Source organism: Mucilaginibacter rubeus (genome assembly GCF_003286415.2).
Taxonomy (GTDB): Bacteria; Bacteroidota; Bacteroidia; order Sphingobacteriales; family Sphingobacteriaceae; genus Mucilaginibacter; species Mucilaginibacter rubeus_A.
Window position 1 is genome coordinate 422,066 of the sequence record NZ_CP043450.1, and the last position, 17,960, is coordinate 440,025.

The window sequence follows — 17,960 nt, forward strand, 5'->3', positions numbered from 1 at the left end:
CTCGGCTCCTGCCCACAGGTGTTGGGAAGAGAAATAGAAATTGTATTTTTAGTGGCATATGCGTGTGCCCGACTTGTTAAAGTTAATTCCAGAGGAGCGTCTTGCGTTTTTGGCTGACTATCATAAAACAGACCATAAGGTAAAGAAACTACCGGTCTCAGTCCTTTTTAAGCTATTACTTTACAGTCAGTTCGAAGTAAAGCACAATAGCCTCAGGGTAATGGAGAATATCTTTAATTCGTATGCTTTCAGTCATTTATCTGACAAATCCGAAGCGCAAAAGATACATTACAGTTCAATCAGCGAACGCCTAAGCCGTGCGGACGCGGTTTTTTTTGAAGCTTTATACCAGGATTGTATTGAACGTTTTTCAGCCCAATTACCTTCGAAAGATAATAAACAGCATCAGTTGTTGCGTTTTGATTCAACGCTGATATCACTTTCATCCAAGCTGATCAGGATCGGATTTCGTTCCGGAGGAAGCCAGGAACATGTAAAACAGCTTAAATTTACTATAGGCTATTCAGAAATACCTGAGTATGTGGCTTTTCATCATCAGGCTACATTTAACAGTGAGAACGTAGCTTTGAAACAAGCCATTGTTGGCTGTCCTGCATCTAATAAAAGTATCGTTATAGTCGATGCCGGCCTACAATCAAGAGACGCCTATGATGAGCTCTTTGACCAGGGAATCAATTTTATTACACGAATCAATCCGAACCCACGTAGTGTAGTTGTTGAAGAGAATAACTTATTTGAAGCTACTCCTGATGACTATAAGCTTAGGCTGGTAACAGACCGTAAGCTTTACCTATATAACAGGAAGGGAAAAAAGACAAAGAACGTTTATCGATATATCGAAGCAGTCAAACCCAATGGAGAAGTACTCGCTTTTTTGACCAATATCTTTGATTTTCAAGCTTATGAAATAACCGCACTGTATAAGAAAAGATGGGATATAGAAGTGTTCTTCAAATTCATCAAACAAGAACTTAACTTCTCACATCTACTATCCAGAAGCATAAACGGCATCAAAGCCGTACTGTATGTCAGGATGATCCTATCGCTGTTAATAATAACTTACCAAAAGTTAAATCGAATTAAAAGTAGTAAGTCTGCTAAACAACAGTTTGCCTTGGAAATGGAAGCCGAACTCATGAAATTTATTGTAAGACTTTATGGTGGAGATCCCGATAAACCTCCCACAAATGGACACATCCCTTTTTGGTAACTCTTCCCAACACCTGTGGGCTCCTGCCGAGTGGCAACTATTTCACGGCCTCTGGCCGCCGGCGTGATGTATACAGGCCAGAGGCCTGGGGATAACGGCCACTCGGCAGGAGCCGAGCGGCGGCGGAATATATATCCGCGTAAGAAACTAATCACCTAATCAACCCAATCAACTACTCACCACTCTCCAATCAACTTAATCAACCATTCACCTCATAAACCATCAACCAAAATCATTAGCTTTGATTATACCAATTAAGCTACTCTATGAAATTAGTATCCTATAAAACTGAAGACCGCGAACATCTTGGTGTTTTTGTTAATGGCCACATCTATAATTTAAACTCCTGCGATAAGCTGATCCCCGACAATATGAATGAATTTTTATGGGGAGGGCCCGAACTGATGGAGCATGCCGCGCGGGTTAATGAAGATATTCGTTCGGGAAAGATAGAGGCTAAGGAAGAATTGTTTTTTGAGCTGATGGCGCCTGTACCTCATCCAACATCGTGCAGGGATGGTTACGCTTTCAGGCAGCACGTAGCCTCAGCAAGGCGCAACCGTAAACTGGATATGATACCGGAGTTTGATCAGTATCCTATTTTTTATTTCACCAACCATAATGCCATACAAGGCCCCGGCGAAATTGAGTGCATGCCCGATCATTTTCAGAAGCTGGATTTTGAACTGGAAGTAGCTGTGGTACTGAATAAGAAGGGTCGCAACATTACAGCTGCTGAGGCCGATAGCTTTATTGCGGGTTACATGATCATGAATGATATGAGTGCCCGTACCCTGCAAATGGAAGAAATGCTGCTGAACCTTGGCCCGGCAAAGGGTAAAGATTTTTCGACGGTTATTGGTCCGTGGTTGGTAACGCCAGATGAACTGGAACAATATAAAGTGCCCGCAAAACCTGGTCACACGGGTAACGCCTATAACCTGGAGATGAAATGTGTGGTGAATGGCAAACAGGTATCGGCAGGTAATATGGCCGATATGGACTGGACCTTTGCTGAAATCATTGAGCGCGCTGCCTATGGCTGCGATGTTTTGCCTGGCGATGTGATAGGTTCGGGCACGGTTGGTACCGGTTGCTTCCTTGAACTGAATGGCACCGGTGTACTTAATAATGCCGACTACGAACCACAATGGTTGCAACCCGGCGATCTGGTTGAAATGGAGATCACCGGCTTAGGCATGCTGGGCAATATTATTGAAAAAGCCAATAGTGATTTTTCGATATTGAAATTGAAGAAGTAAAAGATAATAGCATAAACATAAAAACGCGTCATTGCGAGGTACGAAGCAATCCCCGATTTGCAGGGCGACTATGCAAGTCTCTCTGTACAGTTAGCGATTGCTTCGTACCTCGCAATGACGGTTGTGAATAAAACGTCCATGCCCACCATTAATATAGCCGATCTTTCTCCTGTTCAGCTTCAAAGCTACCTGCATTTTGTAATAGCACCACGGCCTATATGCCTGGCCTCTACTATTGATAAAGCAGGTAATGTAAATCTGAGTCCTTTCAGCTTTTTTAATTTTTTCAGCACTAATCCGCCTATATGTATATTCTCACCATCGCGCCGGGTGAGGGACAATACTACTAAACACACGCTCGAAAATGTTAAAGAAGTACCCGAATGCGTGATCAATATTGTTAATTACGATATGGTACAGCAAACCTCACTTTCAAGTGTAGAATATCCGCTGGGGGTTAACGAGTTTATCAAATCGGGTTTAACACCGGTGCCATCACAATTGGTAAAACCACCGCGGGTAGCCGAATCATATGTGCAACTGGAATGTGTAGTTAATGAGGTAATTGAATTAGGACAAAGCCACGGTGCCGGTAACCTGGTACTCGCCGAAATTAAGCTGATCCACATTAGTGATGCTGTTTTAGACGCGGACGGAAAAATAGACCAGGCCAAAATGGACCTGGTAGCCCGTCTTGGCGGCGACTGGTATTGCCGTGTTACTAAAGACAACCTGTTTAAAGTAGCCAAACCAAACATCAGGATAGGCATTGGTGTTGATGCCTTGCCCTATGCCATCCGTAATTCAAGAATATTAACCGGTAACAACCTTGGGCAATTAGGCAACCTGGAAACCATCCCCACCGACGAAGCTATTGAAGCCTTCGCGCTCACTCCCGAGATAAAAGAAGTACTCGATGCCACCATCGGCGATAGCCAAACCCGCGAATTGCAACTGCATTTGAAAGCCAAACAGCTTTTGGAATTGGAAAGGGTAGAGGAAGCTTTGATGGTGCTTTTGATGGAGTGATTCCGTGAATTTAATAAAATTATGTCATTGCGAGGAGGAACGACGAAGCAATCGCATGCTATACAGAGTGGTTACGCTTCCGTGCGATTGCCACGCTTCGCTCGCAATGACATGGTTTTGTTATTCGAAATGACCTCTTTTATCGCCAAATTATTGTCCGACTATCCTTCAATAAGCATAATCCTTCCCCTTAAGATGATAATCAACCGGTAGCTGTCTTTTTTCAAATAGTTCGTAGGCTGGTTTCAATGAGCGCCAAAAGGCATCTTGTTTGTATACTGCATAGCGCTTTAAATTAGTATCATCCATCCGGAAAGGAAAAATATCAACCCGGATTTGTTTTTGACCGGCTGTAAACGCTTCGTAAACCAGGGTGTAAATTTCTTCTATGCGGGCATCAGTCATGGCGTAACAGCCTATCGAAGCACAATGTCCATGTACCATAATAGCGCTGCCGGTATAGCCTTTGGCTTGATCAACCACGTTAGGGTAGCCAACATTAATAGCCAAATAATAATTACTTACCCGGTTAAGCTGTTTAGGTTCAATGGTATATAATCCCTCCGGACTTTTGCCGTCACCATCGCGGGTTTTTGTACCGAGGCCGCCGGAGTAGGTGCATACATCGTAAGTTTTAAATAGCTGGTATTTATTGGCCGATTTTACCCATACCTCAAGCACGCTAATGTCTTTAATAATACGGAGATATACTGAACCATAGGGAGCGAGGCCTTTCTCTTTAAGCTCTTTCTGAAGCTTGGGCCAAACTTTAAGACGTACATCGCTGGCTCGTTTGCTATCTGGAATTTCGGTTTTGTGAAGTGCTAATAATAGGATTAATAGCAGCAATGTGATTAGTTTAGGCATTGGTCAGGTTGTTAACTATAATTGTAGTTAACGGAGTTGCCGGGAGGAAATTATGTGGGGCTGGAGATTTTTTTGTTGTAGTTGAAACCTGCTATTCTTAACACGTCATTGCGAGGAACGAAGCAATCGCGAACGGTACAGAGCCGCTCTGTATAGCATGCGATTGCTTCGTGCCTCGCAATGACGTGTTGGGGATACTATTATATGCCCAACACCTGTTTTAATTTCACATATCCTGTTTTACTTACCGGGATCTTGGCGCCGGATTTCAGGATAGCGAGGTGCGCGTCTTTTTCGTATGGATCGATACGGGTGATCTGCGGAATGGCTACCATGTATGAGCGGTGCACACGCACAAAATGATTGGGATCAAGCGTTTGCTCGAAAAAGCTCATGGTTTTGTTTTTAAGGTACGAACCTTCTTTGGTGATCACGCTTACGTAATCATCATCGGCCTGCAGGTATTCAACATCGGCAACCGGGATGATCTTTACCTTAGTGCCCGTTTTTACCACAATACGCTCATGCTGTGCCGGCGACTGGGTGGCTGCGGTTTCCAACAGTTCTTCCGTTTGCTTAGCTGCCGGTTTTGGAGCAGCAGTAGCCAGGAACTTTTCAACAGCTTTATTAAAGCGTTCTTTACTGAAAGGTTTTAACAAATAATCAACCGCGTGGGCTTCAAAAGCTTTTATGGCGTATTCATCAAAGGCGGTGGCAAATATTACGGCAGGGGGCTGCTCAACCAGTTCAAGCATTTCAAAGCCGGTAATTTTAGGCATCTGGATATCTAAAAAAACCAAATCGGGCTGGTGCTGCTGAATAGCTTTAAGACCTTCAAAGCCATCGTTACATTCCTGTATCAGTTCAATGTCTTTAAAATCAAGCAGGTATTCCCTTACAACCATGCGGGCTAAAGGTTCATCATCAATAATTAAAGCTCGCTTCATAGTTGCGGTATTTTTATAATGGTAGTGTACAGATCATCGCTCGCATGGGTTTCCATTAAATCATTGCGGGCATACAGCAAATATAATCGCCGTTGCACTCCCCGCAAACCAAAACCTGTACCTTTTTTTGGTTTTGATGTTTGCGGATCATACGGGTTCTGTACCATTAAATTCAGATAGCCATCCTCAATTTCGCCGCGAATGCTCACGGTAACTTCGCCTATGGTATCATAAAGGCCAAATTTAATGGCATTTTCAACCAAAGGCTGTAACAGCATTGATGGCAGTATGGCGGTTCCGCATTTTGGGTCACAACTTATTTCAGTTTGTAAACGGTGCCCAAAGCGTACTTTTTCTATATCGAGGTATAAGTTGAGGTGCGCAAGTTCTTCAGTGAGGCTCACCTGTAACTGATCGTCTTTTTTTAGTGTTCCGCGTAAAAAATCAGATAGCTGGTGAATCATCCTGCGGGCTTCATCGGGCTTAAAGCCGATAAGCGCGTTGATAGAGTTTAAGCTGTTAAACAAAAAGTGTGGCTGCAATTGCTGCCTCAGGTTATATAATTCGGCTTCGCGAGCCAGTTGCTCGGCTTCGGTTTTACGTTTTAGGGTCTCTTTCTGATCCAGTTGTGAAAACCACAACAAGCTTATCATCGCCATCCAGCCTATCGCCAAAAAGTCGGTAAAAAAGCGGATGGTTAATGATTGGGCCAGGAAACCGGTGTAGATCGTGTCGCTATTAATTAGCGGTAAGATGTAACGGCAACCCGCGGTACAGATACCTGCAAGCGCAACGCACCAGATAAACAGGTTAATGTAGCTGCCCTTACCCGGTTGGTAGTAGCGTAAGTTATTATTGATAAGCCAGCAAGCACATGAAAGGAATATTGCGCTGAGCAGACCATCAGTAGCGGCAGTGAACCATAAAAAACCAAAACTATGGATGATGTAGGTTTGCAATGCAGCCCAGGCCACACCGCATATTACAAATGCCGCGTATAGTTTTGATGATTGTATTGATGGGACTTCCAAAACGGGTTGCTTTCTGTTTTTAAGGTTTAGTTTCTGATGCCCAGTAAGGCCGATTTATGATGCGCCCAGGCAATATATAAATCAGCATCGGGCGTTTCATGTATGTTGTAATACAACTCGGTACCGTCGGTAAGTTCGCCAAGCTGGTTTAGTTCGGCTACATCAATAAATTGCCATTTAACGGTTTGCTTTTCAATGTTCTTAAAGCTATCCTGGTTGGCGTGACCAATGCGGTTTGCTTTTTCATAAGCTACCAGTTCACTGTCAGCGCTGATCAGCCTTAATTGCTCATCAAATTGCGCCTGATGATCGCCATCCCCGCTTATCACCCTGAAAACTAATTTTGCTACGTACCAGTTCATGTTGTTTATGCTTTTCGTAATTAGCTGCCTTAATTAATAACTGCGGATATCTACCCCTGCAAAAATGGATACACCTTTAAGTACCAGCACCTTTTCGCTGCCTACACTTGCGGTGCTCCTGATGCGTTTATCATCAACACTGGCAAAAACAGCTGCAAGGTCAGATACTACCTGCCAGTTGGATGGCACAATGATTTTAGTGCCGCCAAAGATCTGGGTAATATCGATGATGATCCTGCCGTTGATATCTGCCTGGGTAAAATCAAGCTCGGCGCCGCCAAATATGTTTACGATATCGCCTCCGCGAAATTGTTTGGAAAGAATAGTTTTGTTAACCCCGCCAAAAATAGATACGGTATCTATATAGTCGTCGCCAGAGTATTTAGTGTTGTACTGCTGCTGTTTCTGGGCGTACGGATCAACGGGAGGTACCGGATCACCTTCGTCTTTTACAGTGTAGTCAACAGGTTCGGTCTTTTCAAATTGAAAGGGCTCTTTTTTATCCCAGTTTGTCCATTTTTCGCCTTTGAAATCGTTTTTCCACTGGTTTGGATCAAAATGTTTGTTGCGCCTTAATATTAACCACATGCCAAAGCCAATTACAGCCAAAGGGCCTACTATACGATCGGAGTTGTTGATGTTTTGGGTTATCAGGAATATGACACCTAAAGCTACCAGCATTACCCATGAAGCCTTTTTATAATTATGCTTGGCACCTACATATACTCCCCAGAAAATAAGCCACAATGGCCATAGGGAAAGATGATCGGGTATGAAAAAAATTCGGAATTGCTGAAGCAGCAATATGCCGCCTACAGCAAGTAAAATGATCCCGGCAACAGACTTGCCTTTGTTGGGATCTTTTGGATGTTCTATATCGTTGTTCATTGTATTATCTGCAAATTGAAATCATATCCAAAACTAAGGTAACATTATAGTTGAGTCAATCAAAAACTGGCGACGTATTTAAAGAAATCGGTAAAGAGGGATGTTTTGGCGGTGAAAAAGTTGTGTTTGATTTTTTAACATTCGGCAAAAATAAAAATTTGTATGTTGTGACGGTTTTTTATCGATAAATAACCACACTAAACTTATCATATCAAAATGGAACAAGAATTTAGTCTTGCCAGGGGCTGGAAAATATTTTGTTATATAGCTTGTGTTTTATTTATAGCTGCGGCGGTGGGCATGTCATATGGAGTGCTTATTGAAGGTAAACCGGTGTTGCTTGCGTACTCAATCCCTTTTTTTATATGGTCGGTTTATATGCTTATCCGTATATGGAAATATAAACTTATCATATCTGATCGGCAAATAACCGAAATACACGCGTTTACTACGATTGTTATTCACAGAACCGATATCGAAGCTTTTAGAATTGATGGTAACATTCTTACCATATTTCCGCGTCAAAAGGGCCAAAAGAAAATCCGTATTAATGGTTATCGGTATCTTGGAAATTATCGAGGTCTTATCAACTGGCTCAGCTATCAGTTTAATGAGCTTAATCACCTGGCATATGTAAAAGAAACCCAGGAGATTCTCGCTAATCCGGATTTTGGCTTTACCACCGGCGAAAAGGCCGTTAAATTTAAACGCGCCAGGCTTATAACCCGTGTCTATAATGTGATAAGCTTTGGCTTTATTGCAACGCCTTATATAGATGGCAATATAACAGTGAATAGCATTATGCTGATTTATCCTTTTGTTGGTATCCTGATATTATTTTTAAATAGAGGTGTAATATTATTGGATACAACTGCCAAATCAAACCATCCAAACATTGGCTTAGGGTTGGTAATGCCGCCACTGTGTATGGCTATTATTGTATTGCTTAGATACGAAGTACTTGATTATGCAAGGGTATGGATGCCTGCCCTGGTAATAGGTGCCGTTTTGTTCGGCTTATTTAGCCGGGTAAATAAAAATACTGCCGGCGAAACTTATAAAAGCCAGTACATACTGATAGTAATCATAATAGCATGTTATGCTTTTGGAGGTACTATAATTATCAATTGTGATTTAGACAGATCAGTCCCGGCAATTACTACGGCCAAAGTAGAAAGCCAGTTTAAAACGACCGAAAAAGTAACTACTTATACGTTAACATTGGGGCCGTGGGGGCACCGAAAGCAAAATGAAGATGTTGATATACCTGGCTCACTTTATAAAACCATATCGCCGGGAGATATTGTGAATGTGAATGTTAAAAAAGGGTTTTTTAATATACCCTGGTTTTACATAAGTCGCTAAAGTTCTCAAACACAATTAGCAGATAAAACAAAAAGCCGGGGCTTTTTAAAAATGCCCCGGCTTTGATTTATATATGATGGATGATTGAGTTTAAGCTTCGGTTTTGGGTTGTTCAAAATCAAAATGTTGTTTGGCTTTTTCGTTCTTTTCCCAGAAATCCCTGTCGGTTTGTTTAGCCGGCCTGATGGCTATCCAGGTGCCAAGCAGCATCAATGCAATTGGCCAGGTTATGCGGTCGGCATCGTTAACGTTATCATTTACCAGGAATATTACGCCTAACAGTATCATAAAGATCCATGATGGTTTCTTGAAGTCGTGTTTGGCACCCATGTAAGCGCCCCAGGCTATGAACCACATTGGCCAGCTAAAAAGCCAATCGGGAATAAGGAAGGCGTTAAGCTGATCTATCAGAAATAAACCACCGGCTGCCAGTAATATTATTCCTAACATGATTTTGCCATTTCTTTTGTTTTCGGTGTTTATTATATCGTTGTTCATCGCTTTAAGTTTTAATGTTACCCAAATCTACAGCAGTGCGGCAGGCTGGGCAATCAATACTTGGCGATGTAAGGGGAGAAGTCGGTAAAGCAGGGGATAAAGGCGGTGAAAGCCCCCTCTAAATCTTCCCCTGAAGGGGGAGACTTTTAATAGCAAGGTGAGTAAAGTTGAGTATTTTAAAGCCCTCCCCTTCAGGGGAGGGTTGGGTGGGGCTTATTCCGGTTCCTGCTGGCTCAGGCAATGGAAACTGCCAAGGCCCCAGATAATGTCGGTGCTGTCAATGCCTACAACCTTACGGTCGGGGAAGCATTGGGTTAATATCTCAAGTGCTTTATCATCGTTTTTTGAACGGTAAGTAGGCACTATCACGGCCGAGTTGGCTATATAAAAATTAGCGTATGAGGCCGGTAAACGGGTATCTTCATAAATTACTGCATCAGGCATCGGTAACTCAACAATGTTTAGTTGTTTGCCGTTAAGCAGGCGCATGGTTTTCAGCGTTTCAAGGTTTTCCTGAAGGATGTGATAGTTCTCATCGTTTTTATCTTCCTCAACAACGGTAACTACGGTATCCTCGTTAACAAAGCGGGTGATATCGTCAATATGACCGTCGGTATCATCGCCTATAATGCCATCACCTAACCAAAGGATCTGTTCTGCACCATAATAGTTTTGCAGGTAGCTTTCAATCTGCTGCTGGTTAAGCTGCGGGTTGCGGTTTTTGTTAAGCAGGCAGGCGGTGGTAGTTAAAATAGTGCCTTTACCATTAAAGTCGACAGAGCCGCCTTCCATCACAATGCCCGGGTTAAATACCGGTAAGCCAAAGTGGTTGCCTATTTTGGTAGGGATCACATCATCCAGGTCAAAAGGGGGGTATTTGCCGCCCCAGGCGTTATAGCCCCAGTCCACAATAGCTTTTTGCCTTGTAGTAGGGTTGATCAAAAACGCAGGCCCGTGGTCGCGGCACCAGGCATCATTAGTCGGGAATTCAAAGATCTCTATTTTATTAAGGTCAACGCCGGCGTTTTGCAACTGGAAAATCACCGAGGCTTTCATGCCTTCGTTTGCTACGTTGATACGTACCAGTTCGCCTTGGGTAACTACTTTGATAAACTCAATGTAAGGCGCGTAAATGGTATCGATTTTACCCGGCCACGAAGCCTCTTTATGAGGCCAGCTAAGCCAGGTAGCTGTATGTTTGGCCCACTCGGCAGGAAAGGAGAAGCCTTGTGAAGCAGGGGTGAGTATAGTTGATATTTGTTGGCTCATAATTTGGTTAATGCAAATGTAACAGTATTACATCAAAGAAAACGTCATTGCGAGGTACGAAGCAATCCCGAATTTTACAGAGCGGCCTTCCATTGCCGACCTGCCAATTAGGGATTGCTTCGTACCTCGCAATGACGCGTGTATTATATTAGTCTTCGTCTAATAACCTTTTAGTTATCGGCTGATAAGAATCGATACGACGATCCCTTAGGAACGGCCAATGGCTCCTGTAGTAATCAGATTTATCCAGATCAAGCTCCTGTACTACCACTTCCTCATCATTGTGTGATGTTTGGTGGATGATTGCGCCAAATGGATTTGCAAAGAATGAACCGCCCCAGAATTTTACACCGGCTTCTTCGCCTACACGGTTTACGCTTACTACGTGTACGCCGTTAGCTACCGCGTGCGAACGCTGGATGGTTTGCCATGCATTGTATTGTTCGGTATTTGTGGCTTCGTCTTGTGTGGTAGCCCAGCCGATAGCGGTTGGGTAAAATAATATATCGGCACCCATTAAAGCAGTGATACGGGCTGCTTCAGGATACCATTGGTCCCAGCAGATCAATACGCCTACACGGGCAAATTTAGTATTGAATACTTTGTAACCCAGATCACCAGGGGTGAAGTAAAATTTTTCGTAAAAGCCCGGATCATCAGGGATATGCATTTTGCGATATTTGCCTAAATAGCTTCCGTCGGCATCAAGCACCGCGGTAGTGTTGTGATAAACACCCTGAGCACGTTTTTCAAATAATGAAGCAATGATCACTACGTTAAGCTCGGCAGCAACTTTTGATAGTTCATCAGTTGATGGGCCAGGGATAGCTTCGGCCAGCTTAAAATTGTCATAATCTTCTACATCGCAAAAATAAAGCGAGGTGAAAAGTTCCTGTAAACAAACTATTTGCGCGCCTTTAGCAGCAGCTTCCCTTACTTTAACAATCGCCTTTTCCAGGTTCTGCTGTTTATCAGCAGTACAGCTCATTTGTACTAAACCAACTTTTACTTTACTCATCTTCAAAAAATTTGCGCAAAAGTAACACTTTGTAACAAGGATTTCAGCCTTTTAATATTATGATTACACTGAGTTGAAAGTAGGATTACACTGGCGTGAGATTGCGTCTGTTGTTTTAAATTACAGTATGCCTTAAATAATAACCTGATTTACTGCTTTTAATGTTTCTGAAAACAAAATGAAGAAAAATTGTTAATTGACTATCCTGTACATCCAAATAAAAAAATAACATAGCTTTGCAGCCGAATGACACAAACAGAAGACATCATTGACGAAGGTGCCGAACATAAAACCTGGAAAGGTAAGCTTTGGGGCGTTATAAAAGTAATTCTTATCATAGTAATAACCGGCGGTTTGCTTTATTGGGTTTTCAGTAAAGTGCCTTTTGCCAAAATAAAATTTCGTTTAATTCATGCTAACCGTGCCTGGTTAGCCGCTGCTATAGCCTGTTATGTCGGTTCGATGTTTTTTTCATCATGGCGGTTATTAAGTTATTTTAAATCCATTGGTTTACGATTAGACTGGCGTTTTAACCTTCGCCTGTATTTTCTTGGCTTGTGCTATAACGTGCTATTGCCCGGCGGTATAGGCGGCGATGGCTACAAAATTTACCTGCTGCACAAACGCTATCATTTGCCTACAAAAAAAGTATTCTGGGCTATCCTGTTTGACAGGCTTAGTGGTTTTTGGGCCATTGGTGCTATTGTAGTGGGCCTGGTTATATTAATACCAAGTTTCCCTTATCACCTGGGCTGGCCGCTTGGCATAGTGTCGGTTGGTTCGGTGATCTATTACTTTGTAGCCCGCAAGTTTTTTAAAGAATATACCCACAACTTTGTACAGGCGCATTTAAAAGCCATAGGTGTACAAAGCATGCAATTGCTTACCATTGTTTGTTTACTGCTTGCACAGGATTTCAACGGTAAATTTGCTCCGTATTTACTGTCGTTTCTTTTCTCATCCTTAGCGGCAATTATTCCGTTTAGTTTAGGCGGTGGCGGTATCCGCGACGCGTTGTTCCTTACCTTAGCCCGTCAGTTTAATTTAGCCGAAGACATGGCTGTTTACCTGAGCTTCGGGTTTTATCTCATCTCTATTATTGTGGCTTTATTAGGCGTGTATTACGTGCTTGTTCCTAAGCGTTTGGATGGCAATCTTAAAAAAGGCGAAGAACCAAAAATGGAAAATCACCCAATAGAAGAATAATATTCTGTTTAAAATTTAATTTCGTAATAATAAACTGAAACTTGTTTTCATGGCAAGCATCTGCTAAACTTGGCGTTATATTATAAATCGTCAAGTTTAGCAATGAGCCATTTTAATGATTTTAATAATCCGCAGGTTGCGGCATTGCCCGGTCATTTAAAACAATTTATAGTCGACCAGCACTACGAGCATTATACACCTATTGACCATGCGGTGTGGCGTTACGTTATGCGTCAGAATTATAGCTATCTGAAAGATGTGGCTTACTATCCTTATATACCTGGATTGCAGAAAGCCGGTTTAACCATTGAGCATATCCCCAATTTACAGGAGATGAATGATGCCCTCGGCAAAATTGGCTGGGGGGCAGTTACTGTTGATGGGTTTATCCCGCCGGCTGCATTTATGGAGTACCAGGCTTACAGGGTGTTGGTTATCGCGGCAGATATTCGCCAGTTAAAACATATCGAATATACACCTGCACCTGACATTATCCATGAATCGGCTGGTCATGCACCCATTATTGCAGATAAGGACTATCACGAATATCTGAGTTATTTTGGATCAATAGGGGCTAAGGCCATGTTTTCGGCACAGGATTTTGAGTTGTACGAAGCTATCCGGGCTTTATCGATTTTAAAAGAAATGCCTGATGCCGATGAACAGGAGATCATAAAGGCAGAAGAACTGGTAACGTATTGCCAGGAAAACATAGGCGAACCTTCAGAAATGGCCTTATTGAGCCGTTTACATTGGTGGACGGTAGAATACGGGCTGATCGGGACTTTGGAGCAGCCAAAGATCTATGGAGCAGGCTTGCTTTCATCCATCGGCGAAAGCTCCACCTGTATGAATAAGAATGTTGAAAAACTATGGTATACTATTGATGCCGTTAAGTATTCATATGATATTACCAAACCACAACCTCAGCTTTTTGTAACCCCCAATTTTCAGAACCTGATCAATGTACTGGAAGAGTTTGCCGATACCATGTCATTCAGAAAGGGTGGGGCTTACGGTTTAAATAAAGCTGTAGAGAGCAAAAATACCTGTACCGCGGTTTATAGCTCGGGTCTGCAGGTTTCCGGTACCATTACTGATTTTAAAACAGGTGCCGATGGTAAGCCTTATTTTATCAAAACAACCGGCCCTACTGCTTTGGCATTTAATAACAAACAGTTAAAAGGCCAAGGAAAAGATTATCATAAAGATGGTTTCAGCTCGCCGGTTGGTAAACTGAAGAGTAACACTGAAGTGGCTTTAGAGAATTTTTCGGAAGAAGATTTAAAAGCAGCCGGCATAGTAAATGCTAACAGAACTGAACTGCTTTTTGAAAGCGGGATCACAGTAAGCGGCGTTGTGAAAAATGTTCTTTCGGTGGATGGTAGAATCTGCCTGATCACTTTTAACGATGTAACTGTTACTGATGATAAGGGAACGATATTGTTTGACCCGGCCTGGGGTGTTTATGATATGGCTGTAGGTGAGGAAATTGTTTCAGTATTTTGCGGCGCGGCCGATAGGGAGGCTTACGAAACCATCGTTTATAAATCAAAAACAGAAACCCACCATGTTGTGCACGATCATAAAACCAAAGAACTGCACCGGCTTTACCAGCAGGTGCGCGCTTGTCGCATTAACCATGGTGATTATGGTTTTTTAGGCAACGTTTGGCAGCAATTGCAAAAAGACCATCATGACGACTGGCTTTGCGCCCTGGAGATCCTTGAAATACTCGATCATGAAAAAGTAGATCTCCCCTTAGCCACCGAAATCAAACATTTTCTGGAACAAAAAGGAAGCACCGAATCCGAATACGGTAAACTCATCAGCGACGGTTTTTACCTGATCAAGCACCCGGTTGAGCAAAAATTGGTAGTTTAGCGTTGATTTACCATCTTAGGGGTATTAAATCAAGCGTCATTGCGAGGTACGAAGCAATGACGTTGGGAAATAAAATTAATAACAAACAATTATTCCCCCTTTAGGGGGTTAGGGGGCATATGAACATCGTAATAACCGGCGCCAGTAGTGGCGTGGGCTTTGAAGCCGTAATTGAATTGATACTATCGGGCAGCCATAAAGTAATTGCTTTGGCCCGCTCACAGGATAAACTGGAACGTTTGCTGGAAATAGCTCATGGCTTAAATCCCGATTGCCAGTTGTTTGCCCTGAAATTTGATATTGTGCATGACGATTACGAAGGCTTGCAGCATTTTATAGCGTCGCATTTTGATAACCGGGTTGATATTTTGATCAACAACGCCGGGGTGCTTATCAATAAGCCATTTGCCCAATTGCTTGAGTCGGACTTTGTAGAGATGCTGCAAAGCAACTTTATTGGTCATGTAAGGGCGATTCAGGCACTGTTACCTTTAATGCCTGCAGGCGCACATATCCTTAATATCGGTAGTATGGGTGGTTTCCAGGGGAGTGCTAAATTCCCGGGCCTCGCAGCCTATTCGGCAAGTAAATCAGCTTTACATACGCTGACTGAATGTTTGGCACAGGAGTTTTCCGAGCAAGGTATCAAAGTGAATTGCCTGGCTTTAGGATCGGCACAAACCGAGATGCTGGAACAGGCCTTTCCTGGGTATGAATCGCCGGTGATGGCCTTTGAAATGGGAAAATATATTGCCGACTTCGCATTAACCGGTAGTAAATTTTTTAACGGAAAAATAATACCTGTAGCGGCAACTACTCCATGAATATTGAATAATATTGCAAACATTTTTATAACTTAGTTATTATAAATATGTTATGCTCTTAGCTAATGGACACCAGGTTTACATCACTTTTTACTCATTCGAAAGACATTTTTTTTGTCATGGATATGAATGGTGTGATCCTTCATACCAATTACGCGTTTCGAAATACATTTAACTATACCGATCAGGATTTAGCAGGTTTAAATATCGCATCTATTTGTCACCCTGCCGATAAGGAACGCCAGGCCGAATCTCAGGCCAGCCTCCTGCTTCATAAAAAGCTGGTAGGTTATCAAAGTCGGATAAAGGCCAAAGACGGGTGTTATTTCAGCATTATCTGGTCGGTGATATTAAATGAGGACGATAACCTCATTTATTCAAGCGGTAATACCCTTGCCGGTATGGTAGGGCAGCCGGAAAATGATATAGTTCAGCATACCATTCAGGGCCTTAACGAAGGTTTTGCCGTATTGGATTCGTTCTGGAACATTACTGCGTTTAATCCAGCCTTTCATGCCATGACCAACTTAAGTGTTGAAGAGGTGAAAGAGGCTAATTTTATGCAGATAGAAAACCTGGGCTTAAGTGAACGGGTTGCTAATGAATTCCGGTTATCGTTAACCGAGAGACGATCTATACAGGTACAATATCTCAATACCAATTCCAATAGTTGGTTACGCATCAATGTTTACCCTTATAAAAACCAGTTAGCCATTTTTATCCGCGACATCACAGAAATCAAGATGCAGGAATGGGTATTGGAACTCGAAAAAGAAGTGCTTGAATTGAATGCTACAGCACAATACACACTTGGGCAAACTACGCGTGAACTATTACGGGGCATTGAGCGGATTTTTCCGGACATGGTATGCTCGGTACTTGAAGTTGATGATCGACAGGAAAAAATGCATGTACTGGCCGCCCCGCGTTTGTCACAGGCTCATTGCGATTTGCTTGAGGGGTTGCCTGTAGGCCCGGATATAGGCTCATGCGGCAGGGCGGTATACCATCGGGAACAGGTAATTGTAAGCGACATAGAAAACAACCCGCTTTGGGATAATTATGCACATATGGTAAGGCCTTACGGTTTAAAAGCCTGCTGGTCTACCCCGGTATTGAGCTCAAAAGGATCAAAAGTTTTGGCCGTGTTTGGCATCTATTATCATGAAACACGTGAGCCAAGCAATGATGAGCAAAGCATCATAGAGCGTACAGTTAACATTCTCAGGGTGTTAATAGAAAGCAAAAAAACAGAAGACAATATCCGTGAACAGAATAACCGGCTGCAAACTATCGCCAATATCAGCTCGCACGAATTGCGTAAGCCGGTAGCCACTATTTTAGGCCTGGTTAATTTATTTGATAACGATGATCTGCAAAATCCGCTCAATAAAGAGATCATCGAACATATTGATACAACATCACAACAACTTGATGGGGTGATCCATTCTATTGTGGAAAGAACGGCCTTTATCAAAGCTTTTGGGGCTGATGCATAGGCTTTTTATCATAAGTGTTTTTCTATTGTTGGGAAATATCTCTTCGGCCCAGGTTACTTCATTCACTATTGATAGCAGTAAATTAAACAAGCCTTTAATGGCTGTTTTGGATACCATTTTCCAATCAGATCAATCGGTAAGAATAAAATATCTTCAGGCAAAAAAAGATAATGCTCAGATCAATATTGTTGATAGCCTGCAAAAGGTTATGCGTAATACGGATAGCCAAAATTTGATCAGGGTAAACACGATATTAACAAAATATGGTTGGTTAGGTCCGCAAAAGGTGGGCATTATAGGCAGCCAGGCCCTGTTCCTGGTAATTCAACATGCCGATTTGCAAACACAGCAAAACTACTTACCGATGATCCGGACAGCAGAGAAAAACGGCGAGATCCTGTCAAGTAACATGGCTATCCTTGAAGACAGGATCAACATGCGGACCGGCAAAAAGCAAGTTTACGGGAGCCAGGGATTTACCGACAAACAAACCGGTAAAACATATATTTATCCCATTGTTGACGTTGACCATCTGGATGAGCGACGCAAAGCAATGGGAATGCCGCCAATGAAAGATTATGCAAAAAACTGGGATACTGAGGAATATAAAAGGCAACTGCCCGAGATAGAGAAATTGGTACGTGAACAAGCTAATAAATGACAATACCAGCAGGGAGAAATGTTATAATTAAGATAAGGTTTAGGTTTAAAGCCACTTTCTATAATTTAATTTCTCCGTCAAGTTAATGGGAGGTTTTTTCTGCCGGTATTGTCACTGAT

The 17,960-nt window shown here is 42.5% G+C and carries 17 protein-coding genes; 9 read left to right on the plus strand and 8 right to left on the minus strand.

Going from position 1 to position 17,960, the window contains the following annotated elements; genetic code table 11:
* The first annotated feature begins 58 nt into the window (after window positions 1-58).
* The 3 genes from DEO27_RS01860 to DEO27_RS01870 all read left to right on the plus strand — a co-directional run bounded on the left by DEO27_RS01860 (window position 59) and on the right by DEO27_RS01870 (window position 3,522).
* On the plus strand, window positions 59-1,231 hold the full coding sequence (locus DEO27_RS01860; RefSeq protein WP_112576068.1) for an IS4 family transposase: 1,173 nt from the start codon (window positions 59-61) through the stop codon (window positions 1,229-1,231).
* Window positions 1,232-1,497: 266 nt separating this feature from the next.
* Window positions 1,498-2,493: a fumarylacetoacetate hydrolase family protein gene (locus DEO27_RS01865; RefSeq protein ID WP_112575971.1), complete on the plus strand. Its 996-nt coding sequence runs from the start codon at window positions 1,498-1,500 to the stop codon at window positions 2,491-2,493.
* A 138-nt stretch (window positions 2,494-2,631) separates the two neighbouring features.
* Window positions 2,632-3,522 carry a flavin reductase family protein gene (locus tag DEO27_RS01870; RefSeq protein ID WP_112575993.1) on the plus strand — a complete coding sequence of 297 codons (891 nt, stop codon included), beginning with the start codon at window positions 2,632-2,634 and terminating at the stop codon, window positions 3,520-3,522.
* Window positions 3,523-3,690: 168 nt separating this feature from the next.
* Here the strand turns inward: DEO27_RS01870 and DEO27_RS01875 are convergent, their stop codons facing one another.
* The 5 genes from DEO27_RS01875 to DEO27_RS01895 all read right to left on the minus strand — a co-directional run bounded on the left by DEO27_RS01875 (window position 3,691) and on the right by DEO27_RS01895 (window position 7,617).
* On the minus strand, window positions 3,691-4,389 hold the full coding sequence (locus tag DEO27_RS01875) for a L,D-transpeptidase family protein (protein ID WP_112575972.1): 699 nt from the start codon (window positions 4,387-4,389) through the stop codon (window positions 3,691-3,693).
* A gap of 200 nt (window positions 4,390-4,589) precedes the next feature.
* Window positions 4,590-5,336, minus strand: coding sequence for a LytR/AlgR family response regulator transcription factor (locus DEO27_RS01880; RefSeq protein WP_112575973.1), 747 nt, complete (start codon window positions 5,334-5,336; stop codon window positions 4,590-4,592).
* Complete coding sequence (locus tag DEO27_RS01885; protein WP_223818127.1) at window positions 5,333-6,367, minus strand: sensor histidine kinase; 1,035 nt, start codon at window positions 6,365-6,367, stop codon at window positions 5,333-5,335. Before DEO27_RS01885 ends, DEO27_RS01880 begins: the two co-directional genes overlap by 4 nt.
* Window positions 6,368-6,393: 26 nt before the next feature.
* Window positions 6,394-6,729: a DUF4288 domain-containing protein gene (locus DEO27_RS01890; protein WP_091218060.1), complete on the minus strand. Its 336-nt coding sequence runs from the start codon at window positions 6,727-6,729 to the stop codon at window positions 6,394-6,396.
* 33 nt (window positions 6,730-6,762) lie between these two features.
* Window positions 6,763-7,617, minus strand: coding sequence for a LiaF transmembrane domain-containing protein (locus tag DEO27_RS01895; protein ID WP_112575974.1), 855 nt, complete (start codon window positions 7,615-7,617; stop codon window positions 6,763-6,765).
* Between the two features lie 216 nt (window positions 7,618-7,833).
* Between DEO27_RS01895 and DEO27_RS01900 the strand changes: the two genes are divergently transcribed.
* Complete coding sequence (locus DEO27_RS01900) at window positions 7,834-8,982, plus strand: hypothetical protein (RefSeq protein ID WP_112575975.1); 1,149 nt, start codon at window positions 7,834-7,836, stop codon at window positions 8,980-8,982.
* A 90-nt stretch (window positions 8,983-9,072) separates the two neighbouring features.
* On the opposite strand, the gene DEO27_RS01905 is transcribed toward DEO27_RS01900, so the two are convergent.
* From DEO27_RS01905 to DEO27_RS01915, 3 genes are all read right to left on the minus strand, one after another.
* Window positions 9,073-9,480, minus strand: coding sequence for a LiaF transmembrane domain-containing protein (locus tag DEO27_RS01905; protein ID WP_112575976.1), 408 nt, complete (start codon window positions 9,478-9,480; stop codon window positions 9,073-9,075).
* Between the two features lie 213 nt (window positions 9,481-9,693).
* Window positions 9,694-10,749: an agmatine/peptidylarginine deiminase gene (locus tag DEO27_RS01910; protein ID WP_112575977.1), complete on the minus strand. Its 1,056-nt coding sequence runs from the start codon at window positions 10,747-10,749 to the stop codon at window positions 9,694-9,696.
* A 148-nt stretch (window positions 10,750-10,897) separates the two neighbouring features.
* Entirely contained in the window at window positions 10,898-11,767 is an 870-nt protein-coding gene (locus tag DEO27_RS01915) for a carbon-nitrogen hydrolase (RefSeq protein WP_112575978.1), read from the minus strand.
* 246 nt (window positions 11,768-12,013) lie between these two features.
* On the opposite strand from DEO27_RS01915, the gene DEO27_RS01920 reads away from it, so the two are divergent.
* The 5 genes from DEO27_RS01920 to DEO27_RS01940 all read left to right on the plus strand — a co-directional run bounded on the left by DEO27_RS01920 (window position 12,014) and on the right by DEO27_RS01940 (window position 17,841).
* The gene (locus DEO27_RS01920) at window positions 12,014-12,973 is read left to right on the plus strand and encodes a YbhN family protein (protein ID WP_112575979.1); all 960 of its coding nucleotides are present in this window, start codon (window positions 12,014-12,016) and stop codon (window positions 12,971-12,973) included.
* A 102-nt stretch (window positions 12,974-13,075) separates the two neighbouring features.
* The gene (locus DEO27_RS01925) at window positions 13,076-14,857 is read left to right on the plus strand and encodes an aromatic amino acid hydroxylase (protein WP_112575980.1); all 1,782 of its coding nucleotides are present in this window, start codon (window positions 13,076-13,078) and stop codon (window positions 14,855-14,857) included.
* Window positions 14,858-14,976: 119 nt separating this feature from the next.
* Window positions 14,977-15,681 carry an SDR family NAD(P)-dependent oxidoreductase gene (locus tag DEO27_RS01930; protein ID WP_112575981.1) on the plus strand — a complete coding sequence of 235 codons (705 nt, stop codon included), beginning with the start codon at window positions 14,977-14,979 and terminating at the stop codon, window positions 15,679-15,681.
* Window positions 15,682-15,800: 119 nt separating this feature from the next.
* Window positions 15,801-17,180, plus strand: a complete 1,380-nt coding sequence (locus tag DEO27_RS01935) for a PAS domain S-box protein (protein ID WP_262714153.1) — start codon at window positions 15,801-15,803, stop codon at window positions 17,178-17,180.
* The gene (locus DEO27_RS01940) at window positions 17,173-17,841 is read left to right on the plus strand and encodes a DUF6624 domain-containing protein (RefSeq protein ID WP_112575983.1); all 669 of its coding nucleotides are present in this window, start codon (window positions 17,173-17,175) and stop codon (window positions 17,839-17,841) included. Before DEO27_RS01935 ends, DEO27_RS01940 begins: the two co-directional genes overlap by 8 nt.
* Window positions 17,842-17,960 lie beyond the last annotated feature (119 nt).